This is a genomic window from Nonomuraea sp. NPDC005650 (assembly GCF_040605375.1).
Classification (GTDB): Bacteria; Actinomycetota; Actinomycetes; order Streptosporangiales; family Streptosporangiaceae; genus Nonomuraea.
In genome coordinates this window covers 114,762-129,659 of sequence record NZ_JBEXCR010000019.1, presented here as the reverse complement: position 1 = coordinate 129,659, position 14,898 = coordinate 114,762, and the positions used below count along the sequence as shown (strand labels likewise).

General features: G+C 69.6%; 17 protein-coding genes and 1 tRNA gene. 9 read left to right on the top strand and 9 right to left on the bottom strand.

All coding sequences use genetic code 11. The features are described 5' to 3' along the window. Positions 1–203: 203 nt before the first annotated feature. The 3 genes from ABZS69_RS31315 to ABZS69_RS31305 all read right to left on the bottom strand — a co-directional run bounded on the left by ABZS69_RS31315 (position 204) and on the right by ABZS69_RS31305 (position 2,207). Entirely contained in the window at positions 204–1,046 is an 843-nt protein-coding gene (locus ABZS69_RS31315) for a phosphotransferase (RefSeq protein WP_355378864.1), read from the bottom strand. 159 nt (positions 1,047–1,205) lie between these two features. Next, positions 1,206–1,279 (bottom strand) — tRNA-Pro (locus tag ABZS69_RS31310). A gap of 64 nt (positions 1,280–1,343) precedes the next feature. Beyond that, positions 1,344–2,207, bottom strand: a complete 864-nt coding sequence (locus tag ABZS69_RS31305; RefSeq protein ID WP_355379028.1) for a metallophosphoesterase — start codon at positions 2,205–2,207, stop codon at positions 1,344–1,346. 98 nt (positions 2,208–2,305) lie between these two features. On the opposite strand from ABZS69_RS31305, the gene ABZS69_RS31300 reads away from it, so the two are divergent. Continuing rightward, on the top strand, positions 2,306–2,764 hold the full coding sequence (locus ABZS69_RS31300; protein ID WP_355378862.1) for a GatB/YqeY domain-containing protein: 459 nt from the start codon (positions 2,306–2,308) through the stop codon (positions 2,762–2,764). 181 nt (positions 2,765–2,945) lie between these two features. Here the strand turns inward: ABZS69_RS31300 and ABZS69_RS31295 are convergent, their stop codons facing one another. Continuing rightward, entirely contained in the window at positions 2,946–5,210 is a 2,265-nt protein-coding gene (locus ABZS69_RS31295; protein WP_355378859.1) for a transglycosylase domain-containing protein, read from the bottom strand. Positions 5,211–5,452: 242 nt separating this feature from the next. Between ABZS69_RS31295 and ABZS69_RS31290 the strand changes: the two genes are divergently transcribed. After that, positions 5,453–5,749: a WhiB family transcriptional regulator gene (locus ABZS69_RS31290; RefSeq protein ID WP_090771382.1), complete on the top strand. Its 297-nt coding sequence runs from the start codon at positions 5,453–5,455 to the stop codon at positions 5,747–5,749. Between the two features lie 52 nt (positions 5,750–5,801). On the opposite strand, the gene ABZS69_RS31285 is transcribed toward ABZS69_RS31290, so the two are convergent. Together ABZS69_RS31285 and ABZS69_RS31280 are read right to left on the bottom strand one after the other, a co-directional pair. Next, positions 5,802–6,929, bottom strand: a complete 1,128-nt coding sequence (locus ABZS69_RS31285; RefSeq protein WP_355378857.1) for an ArsA family ATPase — start codon at positions 6,927–6,929, stop codon at positions 5,802–5,804. Further along, positions 6,926–7,897, bottom strand: coding sequence for an ArsA-related P-loop ATPase (locus ABZS69_RS31280; RefSeq protein ID WP_355378854.1), 972 nt, complete (start codon positions 7,895–7,897; stop codon positions 6,926–6,928). Before ABZS69_RS31280 ends, ABZS69_RS31285 begins: the two co-directional genes overlap by 4 nt. Positions 7,898–8,076: 179 nt before the next feature. Here ABZS69_RS31280 and ABZS69_RS31275 point away from each other — a divergent pair, with 179 nt between their 5' ends. Genes ABZS69_RS31275 through ABZS69_RS31260 form a run of 4 tightly spaced genes read left to right on the top strand, consistent with a single transcriptional unit; the run spans position 8,077 to position 10,291 of the window. Continuing rightward, on the top strand, positions 8,077–8,232 hold the full coding sequence (locus ABZS69_RS31275; RefSeq protein ID WP_091100512.1) for a DUF4177 domain-containing protein: 156 nt from the start codon (positions 8,077–8,079) through the stop codon (positions 8,230–8,232). Beyond that, a complete protein-coding gene (locus tag ABZS69_RS31270; RefSeq protein ID WP_355378852.1) occupies positions 8,229–8,687 on the top strand; it encodes a RidA family protein in 459 nt (152 codons plus the stop codon). The genes ABZS69_RS31275 and ABZS69_RS31270 overlap by 4 nt, the downstream gene beginning before the upstream one ends. A gap of 6 nt (positions 8,688–8,693) precedes the next feature. Continuing rightward, a complete protein-coding gene (locus tag ABZS69_RS31265) occupies positions 8,694–9,506 on the top strand; it encodes an NUDIX hydrolase (RefSeq protein WP_355378849.1) in 813 nt (270 codons plus the stop codon). Beyond that, positions 9,503–10,291 carry an MBL fold metallo-hydrolase gene (locus tag ABZS69_RS31260; protein ID WP_355378848.1) on the top strand — a complete coding sequence of 263 codons (789 nt, stop codon included), beginning with the start codon at positions 9,503–9,505 and terminating at the stop codon, positions 10,289–10,291. Before ABZS69_RS31265 ends, ABZS69_RS31260 begins: the two co-directional genes overlap by 4 nt. Here ABZS69_RS31260 and ABZS69_RS31255 read toward each other — a convergent pair. Continuing rightward, a complete protein-coding gene (locus tag ABZS69_RS31255) occupies positions 10,273–10,908 on the bottom strand; it encodes a Crp/Fnr family transcriptional regulator (protein ID WP_225965682.1) in 636 nt (211 codons plus the stop codon). The genes ABZS69_RS31260 and ABZS69_RS31255 overlap by 19 nt on opposite strands. A 245-nt stretch (positions 10,909–11,153) precedes the next feature. Next, entirely contained in the window at positions 11,154–11,594 is a 441-nt protein-coding gene (locus ABZS69_RS31250) for a hypothetical protein (RefSeq protein WP_355378845.1), read from the bottom strand. Positions 11,595–11,679: 85 nt separating this feature from the next. Here ABZS69_RS31250 and nth point away from each other — a divergent pair, with 85 nt between their 5' ends. Further along, positions 11,680–12,402: an endonuclease III gene (nth, locus tag ABZS69_RS31245; protein ID WP_355378843.1), complete on the top strand. Its 723-nt coding sequence runs from the start codon at positions 11,680–11,682 to the stop codon at positions 12,400–12,402. A 64-nt stretch (positions 12,403–12,466) separates the two neighbouring features. Continuing rightward, positions 12,467–13,114 (top strand): CoA pyrophosphatase, encoded by a 648-nt coding sequence (locus ABZS69_RS31240; protein ID WP_355378840.1) that lies wholly within the window; start codon positions 12,467–12,469, stop codon positions 13,112–13,114. Here the strand turns inward: ABZS69_RS31240 and ABZS69_RS31235 are convergent. After that, a complete protein-coding gene (locus ABZS69_RS31235) occupies positions 13,111–13,623 on the bottom strand; it encodes a HEAT repeat domain-containing protein (RefSeq protein ID WP_355378838.1) in 513 nt (170 codons plus the stop codon). The two genes, ABZS69_RS31240 and ABZS69_RS31235, sit on opposite strands and share 4 nt — an antisense overlap. Before the next feature lie 81 nt (positions 13,624–13,704). Here ABZS69_RS31235 and ABZS69_RS31230 point away from each other — a divergent pair, with 81 nt between their 5' ends. Continuing rightward, positions 13,705–14,895: a MarP family serine protease gene (locus ABZS69_RS31230; RefSeq protein ID WP_355378835.1), complete on the top strand. Its 1,191-nt coding sequence runs from the start codon at positions 13,705–13,707 to the stop codon at positions 14,893–14,895. Positions 14,896–14,898: the final 3 nt, after the last annotated feature.

Sequence of the window (14,898 nt, the reverse complement as noted above, 5' to 3'; positions counted from 1 at the left end):
AGTCCGCGCTCACCCTCCGTGAGCACGTCACCGGCATGCCGATACAACTGCACGCAGGAGCGGAGCGCCGAAACCCGCCGTCGGTACGGCAGGCCGGAGTCACGCACCCTACGGGCATGGTCGCCGAAGCTCACCGGGGAAGCCTAGCCAGCCGAAGCGGCCTGCTACCTGCGGCATGGCGGCAACTGCGACCTCGGAAGCCCCTAGGCGTCCTTCTCAAGCCAGGCGACGATGCTGCGCACGTACCCCTCGACGTTCGTCAGCGGACGGCCGTCGAGGATCCCGACGAGATGCCCGACCTCGAACGGGGCGTCGTAGATCCGGGCGCGGCGGTAGGTCTCGGGATCCACGGCCTTCCTGACATTGTCCCAGCCATGCCAGGCCATCAGGGCGGCGTCAATAGCGGGATCGAACAGATGGGCCTGGTCCCAGTCCAGGACGCCGACCAACTGCCCGTCCCTGCTCCAATGGACGTTGGAGCCGCACAGATCACCGTGGACGAGCGCATCCGGTACGGGATCCAGGTCGCGCGCCGCTTCGAGACGCCTGCGGCATTCGTCGCGCCACCTGTCCGGCAGGCGCGGAATGACCTGCTCGGCCAGGAGTTCGGCCCAGCCCTTGTCCCTCGGGGCGTACAGCAGTTCCCTCAGGCGCGGGGTGACGGCGACTTCCCGTACAGCGCGCAGCAGCTTCCTGATCTTGTCGGGGTCGCCCTGCCCCTCGGGTTGCTCCTCGCCGTCGACCCAGGAGACGGCCACCGCCGCACGCTCGTCGAACCGGGTCACGGGTGTGAGCGGCTCCGGCACCTCGAAAGGCAGCCCGGCCCGCGCGACCTCGCGCAGCACCTCGATGCGGCGCGGCATCTCCTGAGCCGAAGACGGCCGCTTGCTCACCCGTACGGCCGCCGTTCCCGGGAGGAGCACGACGTGGTGCAGGTTGCCGGCCGTGATCCGGGCGTCGTCAAGGGAGCGGCCGGGGAGCAGGGCGTCGGCGATCTCCAGCAGTTTCTCGGCGGTGGGCTCGGCGGGCTGGGGAGTCATGGTCATGTCTTCACGTAGATCCAGGTCGCTGCGGGGTTTTGGGAGGATCAAGTGCCGCTGAGGCGATCCCGGAGAGAGTGGCCAGAGGTTGCCGAGCTCTCCAGGGGCACACAAGTAAGGCCGCTTCCGATCTTCGGAAGCGGCCTTCTACCTGTGGCAATACTGTCGGGGTGGCGGGATTTGAACCCACGACCTCTTCGTCCCGAACGAAGCGCGCTGCCAAGCTGCGCTACACCCCGGTGCCCGCCCGTCTTGCGCGTGCTTGGAAAAGTCTAGCGGACTCCCAAGGTACTTGTGACCGCGTCAACGGCGGGGAACGAGAGTAAGCAGTGACGCCTCCGGGAAGCAGGCGAAGCGGGCCGGGGCGTAAGGGGAGGTGCCGAGGCCGGCCGAGACGTGGAGCCAGGCGCTGTCGTGGTGGTTCAGGCCCTTGACGCGGGCCCGGTCGATGCCGCAGTTGGTCACCAGGGCGCCGTAGAACGGGATGCAGAGCTGGCCGCCGTGGGTGTGGCCGGCCAGCAGGAGCTGGTAGCCGTCCGCGGCGAAGCGGGTCATGTTGCGGGGCTCCGGGGAGTGCATGACGCCCAGCCGGAGGTCGGCGTCTGCGGGGGCCGGGCCGGCGACGAGGTCGTAGCGGTCGCGGTTGATGTGGGAGTCGTGGATGCCCGCCACCGCCACGTCGAGGTCGCCCACCTTGATGCGGGCCGTGGTGTTGTTCATGTCGAGCCAGCCCTCGGCCGCCATGCCGGCCCCCAGCTCCTCCCAGGGCAGGGAGGGGATGTGCTGGCGGCGGTCGTTCTTGGAGGTGCGCCAGAGGTAGCGGGCCGGGTTCTTGGGCTTGGGGGCGTAGAGGTCGTTGGAGCCGTAGACGAACAGGCCCGGGCGCGACAGCAGGGGCTCCAGGGCGTACAGGAGCGAGGGGACGGCGTCCGGGTGCGCGATCGAGTCGCCGGTGTTGACCACCAGGTCCGGCTTCAGCGGGCCCAGGGAGCGGACCCAGTTGATCAGCATCGTCCGGCGCGGCGTCAGGTGCAGGTCGGACAGGTGGAGAATGCGTACGGGACGCTGACCGCGCTCCAGCACCGGCACGTCGAAGCGGCGCAGGCGGAACCAGTTGCGCTCCACCACGGAGGCGTAACCCAGCCCGGCCAGGCCGAGACCGAGCATGGACAGTGGCACTGCGACGGCTTTCCTCACCTACTCATGATGCCCGACATCGGGCGCGCGGCGTCCGGACAGTCCGTGTAGACGGCAAGATGGAGCGCATGAGCGCATTGAAGGACAAGCTGAAGGCCGATCTGACGGCCTCGCTTAAGAGCCGGGACGAGCTGCGTCTCCGGACGATTCGGATGGCACTGGCCGCGGTGAACGTCGAGGAGGTCGCCGGCAAGCAGGCCAGGGAGCTGACCGACGACGAGGTCATCAAGGTGCTGACCAAGGAGGCCAAGAAGCGCAAGGAGGCGGCCGAGGCGTTCGGGAACGCGGGGCGGGCCACGCAGGCGCAGGCCGAGCTGGACGAGCAGGCGGTGCTGGAGGAGTACCTGCCGGCGCAGCTCAGCGACGAGGAGCTGGGCGCCATCGTCGACGCCGCCGTCGCGGAGACCGGCGCCGCCGGGCCGCAGGCCATGGGGCAGGTCATGAAGGCCGTCAACCCGAAGATCGCCGGGCGGGCCGAGGGCGGCCGCGTGGCCGCCATCGTCCGCGCCCGGCTGGCGGCGAAGTAGCCGGGTGCTGCCGACCCCTCAGAAGGGCCTGGAGGCGGTCTCAGCGCGCCGGAAAGGGCTCAGGGGTACCCCAGGTAGGCGGCGAGGGCCGGAGCGGGCCTCAGGCCGTCAGACAGTGAGGGCCTGAGCGCCCCCGGACCCGTCTTCGGGCCCGCCCGGGTGACCGGGCAGGGCCCGGGGGTCAGCCGGTGGGGCCGACGGCGACGCGGCCGCGGCCGTTGCCCGGCCCGTCCCCGCCGCGCCCGCCGCGTCCGTCTCCCTGGTCCCCGTTCGGCGGGTTGAAGATGTCGAACGGGTCGCCGTCCCCGGTGGGCGGCCCCTGCTCGTCCTTCTTCTCCTTCTCGGGCTTCTTCGGCGCGCAGTGCTCCGTGCATCCGCCGAACCGCGAGGTGTCCACCGGCGTGAACTCCACGGCCTCGATCCCCTTCAGCGCGGTCAGCATCGAGTCTTTCCAGATCCGCCCCGAAATGGAGGCCCCGTACACGTACGGGTAGTACCGGCCCCCGATCGTGACCCCGATCAGCTCGTTGCCCCTGGTGCCGCGCGGGTCGCCCAGGCTGACGGCCGACGACAGGTTGGGGGTGTAACCGGCGAACCAGGCGGACGCGTAGTTGTCCGTCGTCCCCGTCTTGCCGGCCGCGTCACGCCCGATGCCGCCGACCTCCTGCATCGTGCCCTTGGTGAACACCCCGGACAGGATGCCGCTGACCGCGTCGGCGACCTCCTCCTCCAGCACCTGGGAGCACTTCGGCTTGTACTGCTTGGCCTTGCCGTCCCGGTCCTTGATCTCGGTGATCGCCAGCGGCCTGCAGTACTGGCCGCGCGAGGCGAAGACGGCGTACGCGCTGGCGATCGTCACGGGGTCGACCTCGTTGACCCCCAGCGTGAACGTCTCCACCTCCGACAGCTTCTGCCCGTCGGCCCGCTTGACCCCGAGCTTCTTGGCCATCTTGACCACGCTGCAGAGCCCGACCTTCTCCTCGAGCTTGAGGAAGAACGTGTTCACCGAGCCCCAGGTGCCGGTCTGCAGCGTCTTGAAGCCGGCGCCGCCCTCGCTGGAGTTGTTCACGGTGTGGGACGGGTCGCCGACGTTCTCGCCCTTGCAGTTCTTGAACGTGCTGTAGCCGCCGGCCTGGTAGCCCGCGGGCGCCGGGAAGCCGTCGCCGTACTTCAGGCCCTCCTCCAGCGCCGTGGCCAGCGTGTAGACCTTGGCCGTCGAGCCCTGCTGGAACCCGCGCCCGCCGCCGTGCGCCGCGTCGGCCACGATGTTGTAGCTCATCTCGTTCTTCTTCTTGCTCCCGCCGAACTTCCGCGAGGCGGCCATGGCCTTGATCTCGCCGGTGCCGGGAACGACCATGGCCTGCGAGGCCACGGGCTTGTCCTTCCTGGAGACGAACTTCTTGATCGCCTTGTCGGCGGCGGCCTGCATCTTCGGGTCGATCGTGGTCTTGATCGTCAGACCGCCCCGCTGGAGCAGCTTCTTGCGCTCGTCCTGGTTTTTGCCGAAGTCCTCGTTGTTGAGGATCTCGTACTGAACGTAGAGGCAGAAGTACGGATATTTGCTGGCCTCGCAGCCGCCGGGCGCCTTGATGTTCTTCCAGCCCAGCTTCTTCGCCTTGGCCTCGGCGGCCTCCTGCCGCGTGATCTTGCCGATCTCGGCCATCCGGTCGAGCACGATGTTGCGCCGCTGCAGCAGCCGCGCCCGCGACTCGGGGCCGACGCTCGGGTCGGTGCGCGCGGGGTTCTGTACGGCGCCGGCCAGCGTGGCGCTCTCGGCGAGGGTGAGCTCGGCGGCGGGTTTGTCGAAGAAGCGCCGGGCCGCGGCCTGGATGCCGTGGGCGCCCGCGCCGAAGTAGGCGATGTTCAGATATTTCTCGAGAATCTGATTTTTCGAGTACTTCTTCTCGATCGCCATCGCGTTACGCAGCTCCGACAGCTTGCGGGAGAGCGTCGGGGCGATGGCCGCCGCCTGCTCCTCGGGCGTCTCGGCCTTGTTGACCAGCACCTGCTTGACGTACTGCTGGGTGATCGACGAGCCGCCCTGCATGACGCCGCCGCCCGACAAATTCTTGAGCAGCGCTCTGGCCGTTCCCTCAACATCGATCGGCCCGTGCTGGTAAAAACGGAAGTCCTCGATCGCGATCAGCGCCGTCTGCATGATCGGGGCGACCTGGTCAAGGCGGACAGACTGCCGGTTCTCAAAGTAGAACTGGGCGAACTGCTTGCCGTTGGCGTCCTTCAGGACGGTGCGCTCGGGAAGAGGGGGTTCGTCGAGCTCTTCGGGCTTGAGATTGAGGCTTGCCACAGCGCTCTTCGTGGACATCCCCGCCCCGCCGACCGCAGGTAGGGCCACGGCCGCGGCCAGCACCCCGGCGACCGAACCTGCGATGATCAGACGCAGGATGCCGAGGATGGGGTTGGAGCGATCTTTGCGCTGCGCTTGCACGGTACCAAGAGTACGTCGAAAGACTGACCGAATCGGTAGCACGACACCATTTCGCCTTGACTGACGGGGGTGACTAGTCATTCCCGGTCAAGATGGCCGCGAGAAATTGGTCCTCTGGGGTCTGTCGGCCCGAACGTGTAGTTGCGTACGTTCTCCCTGCGGCAACTGAATACGGAGGCTCGGCGCCCGCGCCCGTCGGCCCCAAATGACGACTGACCACCTAAGGGGAGTGGGGTCGAACAATGTGGATCACGGATTGGACCTCCCGTGCCGCCTGTAAGGGTGCGGATCCGGATGCCCTGTTCGTGCAGGGCGCCGCGCAGAACAGGGCCAAGCTCATCTGCCGGGGCTGCCCGGTCCGTACTGAATGCCTCGCCGATGCGCTGGACAATCGCATCGAGTTCGGGGTGTGGGGCGGTATGACCGAACGCGAACGGCGTGCGCTGCTTCGACGGCGGCCAGATGTGGACTCGTGGCGAGACCTGCTCGAGTCCGCCAAGGAAGAGTACGAACGAACCAACGAGCTGATCGCGGGCTGATCCAAGCCCGGCGAGCCGCAAGTACGGCCGGCGCCGTCCGCCGGCCGTACTTTCATGCGCTCGCCAACAGGTCCCCGATCTGGCGCAGACCGATGAGATCGTGGACGTCCTCGGACATGGCGCGAACCTGCACCACGGGCACCGTGGGGTGGGCCGAGATGAAATGCTCCTGCTCGCGGTGTTCGCGAGCGGTGAGCTGCATTCGCCCGGCGTGCAGCCGCAGCACGGCGGCGGTCAGCTCATGCTCGCCCCGCGCCTCGAGGTCTTCCGCGGCCGCGGCGCTACGGGCGGCTGAGAGGACCGAGGCGGGCGAGATGTGCACGCGGTTGACCACCAGGCCGGCCAGTGGCATGCGCTCTTCCGCGAGCCTCTCGACGAAGTAGGACGCCTCACGCATGGCGTCCCGCTCGGGCGCGGCCACCACGAGGAAGGCCGTGCCAGGGGCCTGCAGCAGCTTGTACGTCATCTCGGCCCGCTGCCTGAAGCCGCCGAAGACGGCGTCGAGCGCGGACACGAACGTCTGCAGATCCTTGATCACCTGAGCACCGAGCAGCTTGGTCATCGCTCCGGCCATCAACCCGAACCCGGCGTTGAGCAGCCGGAACGCGCTGCGCCCCCCGGCCTTGGCCGGTGCGGTCAGCAGCCGGATGAACCGTCCGTCGAGGAAGCGCCCGAGCCGCTCTGGCGCGTCGAGGAAGTCGAGCGCGGAGCGCGACGGCGGCGTGTCCACGATGATCAGGTCCCACTCGTCCGAGCGGCGCAGCTGGCCCAGCTTCTCCATGGCCATGTACTCCTGTGTGCCGGAGAAACTGGAGGAGAGGGACTGGTAGAAGGGGTTCGACAGGATCTGGCGGGCCCGCGCGGGATCGGCGTGCGCCTCGATGATCTCGTCGAACGTGCGCTTCATGTCGAGCATCATGGCGTAGAGCTGGCCGCCGCCCTCGGGCGAGCAGACCAGGCGCGGGGTGTTGTCGAGCTCGGTCAGCCCCATCGACTGGGCCAGCCGGCGCGCGGGGTCCACGGTGAGCACGACGGCGCACCTGCCGCGTTCGGCCGCCCGCAGCCCGAGTGCCGCCGCGGTCGTGGTCTTGCCCACCCCGCCGGCCCCGCAGCAGACGATGATCCGGGTGCCGGCGTCGTCGAGTATCGCGTCGATGTCGAGTGCGGCGGGTTTCTTCACGCTGCTCCTTGGGTGCGCATGCTCTCTGCCAGCTCGTACAGGCCGGCCAGGTCGACGCCGTCGGCCAGCAGCGGCAGCTCGTAGCTCTTCAGCCCGGCCTCGCCGAGCGAGTCGCGCTCCGCGCGCTCCAGCTCGGTGCGGTGGGCGTGCTCGGCGATCTCCTCCGCGAGCGCCTCGGCGACCGCCGTGGCCTCCGCCCCGTCGGCCACCCCGGCCGCCTTGAGCCCGAGCACGAGCTCCGCCGGGTCGAAACGGCCCTTGACAGCCGTGTCAAGAGCGGCTTGCGGGATCAGTGATTCACGCACCATATTGATGAAAATTCCGCCGGCGGGAAGCCCCGCCGAACGCAGTTCGGCGAGCCCGTCGAGGGTCTCCTGCACGGGCATCTCCTCCAGCAGCGTCACGAAGTGCACCGCCGTCTCAGGAGATTTCACGACTCCGTTGACCAGGTCGGAGTGGTTCTTGATCGGCCCGACCTTGGCCAGGCCCGCCACCTCCTGGGTGACGTTCAGGAAGCGCGTGATGCGGCCCGTGGGCGGCGCGTCGAGCACGACCGCGTCGTAGACCCTGCGGCCGTTCCTGGCCCGCCTGCGTACGGCCTCGGTCGTCTTGCCCGTGACGAGCACGTCGCGGAAACCGGGGGCCACGGTGGTGGCGAAGTCGACGACGCCCATCTTGGTCAGCGCCCGGCCCGCCCTGCGCATCCCGTAGAACATCTCCATGTAATCGAGCATGGCCTCCTCGGGATCGATGGCCAGCGCGTACACGTCGCCGCCGGAGGGCGCCACGGCGATCTTGCGCTCCTCGTACGGCAGCGGCGGCAGATCGAAGATCTGCGCGATGCCCTGCCTGCCCTCGACCTCGACGAGGAGCACCTTACGGCCGCCCGCGGCCAGCGCGAGCGCGAGAGCGGCGGCCACGGTCGTCTTGCCGGTGCCGCCCTTGCCGGTGACAACGTGCAGCCGCACACCGGCCCAATCCGTGTCCGGAGAGTCCACCATTCGAGGCTACCGAACGGTCACTTGTCGGAAGCCGACGACCACCCTTTGAGATTGCTCACACCCCGATGGGGAACTTGTCCGCGACCACGGTCTGAGCAGGCACAAGGCAGGCCGGCGGGCGGGTTTCTTATGAGAAGCTGACCTTCATGAAGAAATGGGAGTACCTCACCGCTCCGGTGCTGATCCACAACACCAAGATGATCCTGGACAACTTCGGCTCCGACGGCTGGGAGCTGGTCCAGATCGTTCAGGGTGCCACGCCCGAGCAGCTCGTCGCCTACTTCAAGAGGGAGAAGCAGTGACCCCCGAGCAGAAGATCGCGGATCTCGGCCTGACGTTGCCCGAGGTGGCGGCGCCGGCGGGCGCCTACGTGCCGGCCGTGCGGACGGGCAACCTCGTCTACACCTCGGGCCAGGTGCCGTTCGTCGACGGCAAGCTGCAGCGGACCGGCAAGCTCGGGGCCGACCTGACCACGGAGGAGGGCGCGGAGCAGGCCCGCATCTGCGCGCTCAACGCGCTCGCCGCCCTCAAGGCCGAGGTGGGCGATCTGAGCAAGATCGTGCGGATCGTCAAGGTCGTGGTGTTCGTGGCCAGCGACCCGGGCTTCACCGAGCAGCCCAAGGTCGGCAACGGCGCCAGCGAGCTGCTCGCCGACGTGCTCGGCGAGCCGGGCAGGCATGCCCGCAGCGCCGTGGGCGTGGCCGTCCTCCCGCTGGACGCACCTGTGGAAGTGGAGCTGATCGCCGAAGTAGCCTGAGGCACTATGACCGATGTGACCGGATTGCTGCTTCCAGCCGAGCTAGCCGCGCGGGCACGGGACCTCCTCGCGGGGCGGGTCGAGCCGGTCCCCACGAGGGACGCCGCCACGGTGGCGATTCTGCGGGAAGGGCCGGAAGCGTACTTGCTGCGGCGCAAGGCCACGATGGCCTTCGCGGCGGGCGCGTACGTCTTCCCCGGCGGCTCGGTGGACGCCCGCGACACCGACCAGGCCGTGGCCTGGGCAGGCCCGTCACCGGCCGAGTGGGGCGCGGCCTTCCACGCGAGCGAGCAGCTCGCGCGCGGCCTGGTGTGCGCGGCCGTACGCGAGACGTTCGAGGAGTCGGGAGTGCTGCTGGCCGGTCCCGGGCCCGGCTCCGTGGTCGCCGACACGACGGGCGACGACTGGGAGTCCGACCGGCTGGCGCTGATCGACAGGAGCTTGGGCTTCGCCGACTTCCTCGCCAGGCGTGGTCTGGTGCTCCGGTCCGACCTGCTCAAGCCGTGGGCCCACTGGATCACCCCGGAGATCGAGCACAGGCGCTTCGACACGCGGTTCTTCGTCGCCGTGCTCCCCGAGGGCCAGCGCACCCGTGATGTCGGCGGTGAGGCCGACCAGGTGGCCTGGCGGCGCCCCGCGGAGGCGATCGAGCTGGCACATCGGGGGGAGATCTTCCTGATGCCGCCCACGTACCAGACCTTGACCGAGCTGGCGGCTCACGACAGCGTGGCGGGGATCCTGGCCGAGCGCAGGGAGATCGTGCCGATCATGCCGAAGGCCGTGGAGATCGAGGGCGAGATGCGGCTGGTGACGCGGTGAGCGGGCTGCACATCCCGATCGGGACGCCCGACGGGTCCCGTACCGAACACGCCGAGAACCTGCTCGCGCCCAACCCGTCCATCATGACGCTCGACGGCACCAACACCTGGCTCATCGGCGGGGACGAGGTGGTGGTCGTCGACCCCGGGCCCGAGGACGAGTCGCATCTGCGCCGCGTACGCGATCATCTGGGGGAGCGGCGCGTCACCGAGATCCTGCTCACCCACGGGCACTTCGACCACAGCGGCGGCGCCAAGCGCTTCGCAGAGATGGTGCGCGCCCCCGTCCGGGCGCTCGACCCGCGGCACCGGCTGGGCGAGGAGGGGCTCGCCGACGGCGACGTGGTGACCGTGGCGGGCCTGGAGATCCACGTGTACGGCACGCCGGGCCACTCGTTCGACTCGCTCTGCTTCTGGTTGCCGCAGGACCACGCGATGCTGACCGGCGACACCGTGCTCGGCAGGGGCACCACGATCATCGCCCGCGACGGCGGCCTGGCCGACTATCTCCGCAGCCTTGACCGGCTCAGGGCGGCCGCGGAGGGCCTGGAGGCGCGGGCGCTGCTGCCCGGCCACGGCCCCGTGCTGCCCGACCCGATCGCCGCGCTCGACGGCTACATCGCGCACCGGCGGCAGCGCCTCGACCAGATCAGGGCGGCGCGCGCCCAGGGCGCGCGCACGCCGCGCGAGATCGTCAAGATCGTGTACGCCGACGTCGACCGTTCCCTCTGGGCCGCCGCCGAGATGTCGGTCGTGGCCCAGCTCGACTACCTGGACCGGTTGTAGAGCCGGTCCATGTCGAGGATGACCACGGCCTTGGCCTCGATCCGCAGCCAGCCGCGCTGGGCGAAGTCGGCCAGCGCCTTGTTGACCGTCTCGCGCGAGGCGCCGACGAGCTGCGCCAGCTCCTCCTGCGTCAGGTCGTGGTGCACGCGCAGGCCGTCGTCGGTCTTGGTGCCGAACCGTTCGGCCAGGTCGAGCAGCTGCTTGGCCACGCGCCCGGGCACGTCGGTGAAGACCAGGTCGGCCAGCACGTCGTTGGTGCGGCGCAGCCGCTGGGCGAGCGCGCGCAGCAGGTGGAGCGCCACCTCGGGGCGGCCGGTCAGCCAGGGGCGCAGGTCGTCGTGGCCGAGCCCGGCCAGCCGCACGTCGGTCAGCGCGGTCGCCGAGGCCGTACGCGGCCGCGGGTCGAACAGCGACAGCTCGCCGAACATCTCGCTCGGCCCGAGCACGCTCAGCAGGTTTTCCCGTCCGTCGGGCGAGGTGCGGGACAGCTTGATCTTGCCTTCGAGCACGACGTAGAGCCGGTCGCCGGTCTCGTTCTCGTGGAAGAGCGTCTGTCCCTTGGAGAGCTGGACCTCCGTGATGCTCGTACGCAGCGCCGCGGCGCTCTCGCGGTCCAGTGCGGCGAACAGGGGGGCCTTGCCCAGCACATCTTCGGTGTTCACTCTGCCTCCTCTGCTGCCATTGTGACTCACCCCACTCTGCGTGGCACACACAGGTTATGGGAATGCTGGAGTGTTCTGCGCTTTTCGGATGAGTCGTATCCAGGGGAAAGGTACCTGATGCCCTGGTTTCAGGGGCTATCGACCCTCCCCTGTGCCGCAGAAGAGCCACACAAGAGCCGCGAATGGGTCTCAGCGGAGTCTCAAGAGGCGAGAAGACCGTCAACGGAGGCCACCGCGGCCGCCACCGACTGGCCCACGAGCACGCGGAGCACGTCGGCCGCGCGCGGGCGGGCCGTGGGGTCGGGCTGGCGGCACTGGCGTACCGCCAGGTGCAGCGCGGGAGGCAGGACGGAGGTGTCGCCGTCCGTGCGGCCCGTCGCCGCGAAGACCACCAGATCGGCCCAGGCCAGCACGTCGTCGGCCGCGGAGCCCGGGGTGATACCGGGCTGCCAGCCGATCAGCACCTGGCCGTGGGCGCCGAGCGCGATGCTCTCGTGGCTGAGCCGGAGCCCCACGTTGCCGCGGGCGTGCAGCTTGGCCACCGCGGAGGCGCAGGTCAGGGCCAGGCGTTGCAGCGCCTGCCCCCGCAAAGGCCCCGATGTACGCACGAAGTCCGACAGCACCGCACCCTGACCACTCATGGCCACCGCCTCCCGTGTCGCCAGGTTGTACGCGGGCAGGGCCGTCCTGGGTTCAACAGTTCGCGGAAGCTTCTAGTCTTGCGGCATGGCCACGAACGCGGCGGGGCGCAAGCCGGAGACCCGGCTCGCATTGGTACGGCGGGCCCGCAAGATGAACCGCATCCTCGCGGACACCTATCCAGAGGCCCACTGCGAGCTCGACTTCGCCAACCCGTTAGAACTCCTGGTCGCGACCATCCTCTCCGCCCAGTGCACGGACAAGCGGGTCAACATGGTGACCCCCGTCCTCTTCGCGAAATATCCGACGGTGGAGGACTACGCCGCCGCCGACCGGTCCGAGATGGAGGAGATCATCCGCTCGACCGGCTTCTTCCGCGCGAAGACCAACAGCATCATCGGCATGGCGCAGGCGGTGTGCGACAAGTACGGCGGCGAGGTGCCCGGCAAGCTGAAGGACCTGGTCACCCTGCCCGGCGTGGGCCGCAAGACCGCCAACGTGGTGCTGGGCAACGCGTTCGACGTGCCGGGGCTCACCGTCGACACCCACTTCCAGCGGCTGGTGCGCCGCTTCGGCTGGACCGAGGAGACCGATCCGGTCAAGATCGAGCACGTCGTGGGGGAGCTGCTGCCCAGGCGCGAGTGGACGATCTTCTCCCATCGGGTGATCTGGCACGGCCGCCGCATCTGCCACGCGCGGCGGCCCGCGTGCGGCGTGTGCCCGCTGGCCGCGCTCTGCCCGTCGTACGGCACCGGCCCCACGGCCGTGGCCGAGGCGGAGAAGCTCGTCAGGTCCGGCCCCTTCTCGTGAGCCTTCTTGCGAGCCTTCCTGTGAGCGCGGGAAGCCCCGGATGCCCCGGCGTGTTGGAGGATGCGTGACCCAAGTGCCCGACTGGCTCGACAGACTGGCGGCGCAGGCTCAGCGCTACGACGTACCGCGTTGGTGGAGACCCCCGAACGGGAGCGGCCGGGCCGCGGCGGTGCTGATGTTGTTCGGCGAGGGGCCGCTCGGCCCCGACGTCCTGCTCATCCAGCGCAGCACGCACGGGCGCAGGCACGCCGGCCAGCCCGCCTTCCCCGGCGGCGGCGTCGACCCCGACGACGGAGGGCCCGTCGCGGCGGCGCTGCGCGAGGCCGAGGAGGAGACCGGGGCCGACCCCGCGGGCGTCCACGTGCTGTGCACGATGCCCGAGCTCTACCTCAGCCACAGCGACAATCGGGTCACGCCGGTGATCGCCTGGTGGCGCGAGCCGTCGGCCGTGCACGCGGCCTCGCCGTACGAGGTGGAGTCGGTGGAGCGGGTGCCGATCGCCGAGTTGGTCGATCCCGGCAACCGGGTCACGCTGCGGCATCCGAGGGGCTCGGCGGGGCCCGCGTTCCGGGTGCGGGGGATGCTGGTGTGGGGGTTCACCGCGATGGTGCTCGACACGGTGCTGCGCGTGGGCGGGCTCGAACGTCCGTGGGACGCCGCGCAGGTGGAGGACCTCCCGCAGGAAGTGATCGACCTGGCGTCGAGGGGTTAGGGGGCCGAGCGCAGGGCCACGCCCAGGGAGGCCCAGCCCGCCACGTCCTTGTCGCTGTCGGCCGCCAGCGCGTGCAGCGTCTCCAGCCCGGCCCGGTCCGGGGGGTCGCCCAGCACGTGCTGCAGCGCGTACGCGGCGCCGTACCGCACCCTCGCGTCGACGTGGCCGGCCAGGTCGATCACCGACGGCAGCGACCGCGGGTCGGCCAGGTGCCCGAACGCGATCAGCACCGAGTAGAGCACCATGGCGTCGTCCTCGCTGGCGGCCAGGTACCGCAGCACCGGCAGCGTACGGTCCACGAACGGCTGCAGCATCCCCATGATGTCCACGCCGAGCAGCCGCTCCGGCACGCTGTCCGCGGCGCACAGCCGGCGCGCCTCGATGAAGGACTCAAGATCGCCCCGCCGGCTCAGCACGGAGATCACGTGCCAGCGCAGAGGGCCGTCGGGATCGGGGTCGCACAGAGCTGCCTCGATGAGATCGCGCACTGTTCCCTCGGCCGGCGGCATACCGCTCAAGGTAGCCACGCGGTGACGCCGTCCTGGCGGAAGACGTGCACACTTGACCGTATCCCTGGTTACCTTTGAAACGTGCGCGGTGATCTGCTTGACCTCATCTTGATCGGCCTCGTGATCGCCTTCGGCGTCTCGGGTTACCGGCAGGGCTTCATCATCGGGGTAATGAGCTTCGTGGGGTTCGTGGGCGGGGCCGTGCTCGGGGTCTTCATCGCGCCGCCGATCTCCAAGGCCGTGGTCAGCGGCGACACGCCGCAGGCGCTCCTGGCCATCGTGATCGTCTTCCTGTCGGCCACCATCGGCCAGTTCGCGTCCTCGACGCTGGGCGCCGTCGTGCGCAGCCACGTCACCTGGGAGCCCGCCAAGGTGGCCGACGCGGTCGGCGGCACGTTCTCCAGCGCGCTGTCCGTGCTGGTCATCGCCTGGCTGATCGGCTCGCTGATCGTCTCCACGGCCTTCAGCCCGCTCGTCGACCAGGTGAAGAACTCCGCGCTGCTGACCACCGTCGACGATGTGATCCCGCAGGCCGCGCGCAACTGGCAGCAGCCGTTCAAGAAGTTCATCGACCGGTCGGAGTTCCCGCCGGTCTTCGACGCGATCGGCGCGGGCACGATTGTCGACGTGCCGCCGCCCGACCAGAGCGTGCTGCAGGGCGCCAAGCTGAGCCGCGCCCGGCGGGCCATCGTCAAGGTGCAGGGCAACGCCGAGAGCTGCAACAAGCACATCGAGGGCACCGGCTTCGTCTACGCCCCCGACCGGATCATGACCAACGCCCACGTGGTCGCCGGCGTGACCCGTGACCTGCAGGTCATCGACTCCACCAACACGCCCCACGCGGCCACCGTCGTGCGCTACAACCCGCGCCGCGACATCGCCATCCTGTACGTGCCCGGCCTCGGCCTGCCGCAGCTCTCCTTCGACGGCGAGGGCTCGCGCGGCGACAGCGCCATCATCGCCGGCTTCCCCAAGAGCAAGGGCTTCACCGCCGAGCCGGCCAGGATCGGCGGCCAGCTCGACGCCGAGGGGCCCGACATCTACCGCGACGCCACGGTCCGGCGCAAGGTCTACGCGATCCGCGGCCGGGTGCTGCCCGGCAACTCGGGAGGCCCGCTGCTCACGGTGGACGGCCGGGTCTACGGCGTGATCTTCGCCGCCGCGATCAACGAAGAGGAGACCGGCTACGTCCTGACGGCCGAGGAGGTCGCCCCCGACGCGGCCCAGGGCCGCACCGACACCTCGCCGGCCAGCACCCAGAACTGCGACTGACCC

Coding starts and splice junctions, on each gene's coding strand:
- ABZS69_RS31315 (WP_355378864.1), bottom strand. CDS start 1,046: ATGACCATGACTCCCCAGCCCGCCGAGCCCACCGCCGAGAAACTGCTG.
- ABZS69_RS31305 (WP_355379028.1), bottom strand. CDS start 2,207: ATGCTCGGTCTCGGCCTGGCCGGGCTGGGTTACGCCTCCGTGGTGGAG.
- ABZS69_RS31300 (WP_355378862.1), top strand. CDS start 2,306: ATGAGCGCATTGAAGGACAAGCTGAAGGCCGATCTGACGGCCTCGCTT.
- ABZS69_RS31290 (WP_090771382.1), top strand. CDS start 5,453: ATGTGGATCACGGATTGGACCTCCCGTGCCGCCTGTAAGGGTGCGGAT.
- ABZS69_RS31275 (WP_091100512.1), top strand. CDS start 8,077: ATGAAGAAATGGGAGTACCTCACCGCTCCGGTGCTGATCCACAACACC.
- ABZS69_RS31265 (WP_355378849.1), top strand. CDS start 8,694: ATGACCGATGTGACCGGATTGCTGCTTCCAGCCGAGCTAGCCGCGCGG.
- ABZS69_RS31250 (WP_355378845.1), bottom strand. CDS start 11,594: ATGAGTGGTCAGGGTGCGGTGCTGTCGGACTTCGTGCGTACATCGGGG.
- nth (WP_355378843.1), top strand. CDS start 11,680: ATGGCCACGAACGCGGCGGGGCGCAAGCCGGAGACCCGGCTCGCATTG.
- ABZS69_RS31235 (WP_355378838.1), bottom strand. CDS start 13,623: ATGCCGCCGGCCGAGGGAACAGTGCGCGATCTCATCGAGGCAGCTCTG.